The organism is Spirillospora sp. NPDC049652, assembly GCF_040675125.1.
Classification (GTDB): Bacteria; Actinomycetota; Actinomycetes; order Streptosporangiales; family Streptosporangiaceae; genus Spirillospora.
In genome coordinates this window covers 1-1,041 of the sequence record NZ_JBFAOF010001579.1, presented here as the reverse complement: position 1 = coordinate 1,041, position 1,041 = coordinate 1, and the positions used below count along the sequence as shown (strand labels likewise).

Genomic DNA, 1,041 nt, shown 5'->3' with positions numbered 1-1,041 from the left:
CGCGCCTCGGGCAGTCCGCGCAGCAGGCGGCGGTGCAGGCGGGCGCCGAACGGGAGGCGTCCGGCGGCGCGGGAGAGCCGTGGGGCCGGGGTGACGGGGGCCATGGGCTCCTCCGGGGATTGTTCTCGTACTTAGTACGAGAATAGCAGGATGATCCGCATGGACCCCGAGGCCCTCTGGCTCGACGCGGACCGGCCCCGGCTCGGCCGCCCGCCCGCCCACTCCCGCGCCCAGATCACCGAGGCCGCCGTCGCGGTCGCGGACGCGGCGGGTCCGACCGGCGCGACGGCCGTGACGATGCGCAAGGTCGCCGCGCACATCGGCGCGGGCGTGATGTCGCTCTACACCTACGTCCCCGACCGGGAGACGCTGCTGGAGCTGATGATCGACCACGCCGTGGGCGAGTACCCGCCGCCGCCGGCCACCGGCGACTGGCGCGCCGACATGCGGGCCCTGGCGGGCGCGCAGCGGGCGGGCATGCTCGCCCACCCCTGGCTGCCCGCGGCTCTCCCCGCACGCCGCACCCTCGGCCCGAACACCCTGCGCGTCCTCGAACACGCCCTGGTCGTCCTGGCGCCCACCGGCCTTCCCGCCGGTGCGGCGCTGGAGGTGTTCTCCCTGATCACAGGCTTCGTCGCGAGCCACGTCGGCCACGAACTGGGCCAGCGCGACGCCGCCGCACAGGCCCCCGAGGCCGAGCTCCGGTACCTCCGCCGGGCGGCCGAGGCGGGCGGCCTGACCGCCCTCTCCACCCTCCTCGAAGCCGACCCCACCCCACCCCCGCCCCCCGACACCACCTTCGACCGCCTCCTCACCCGCCTCCTCGACGGTCTGGTCTCCTAACAGCCCCGGCCCACTCCGCTCGCGCGGCTGTGTTGATCGCAGCCCCGGCCCACTGCGCTCGCCTGGCGGCTCGCTGTGTTGATCGCAGTCCCGGCCCACTGCGCTCGCCCAGGGGCTCGCTTCGTGACCGTGCCTGGGCGAACGCGGCATCGCTTCGCGATCTGCCCGGCTCCGCTCGCCTCCGGCTTCGCTTCACCG

At 75.5% G+C, this 1,041-nt stretch carries 1 protein-coding gene; it reads left to right on the top strand.

Translation table 11 applies throughout. The annotated features are described in order from the left end of the window. Window positions 1-150 precede the first annotated feature (150 nt). On the top strand, window positions 151-843 hold the full coding sequence (locus tag AB0J52_RS42075; protein WP_500188915.1) for a TetR/AcrR family transcriptional regulator C-terminal domain-containing protein: 693 nt from the start codon (window positions 151-153) through the stop codon (window positions 841-843). Window positions 844-1,041: the final 198 nt, after the last annotated feature.

What these genes read in the sequence shown, in the direction of transcription:
- AB0J52_RS42075 (WP_500188915.1), top strand. Translation starts at nt 151, where the DNA reads ATGATCCGCATGGACCCCGAGGCCCTCTGGCTCGACGCGGACCGGCCC.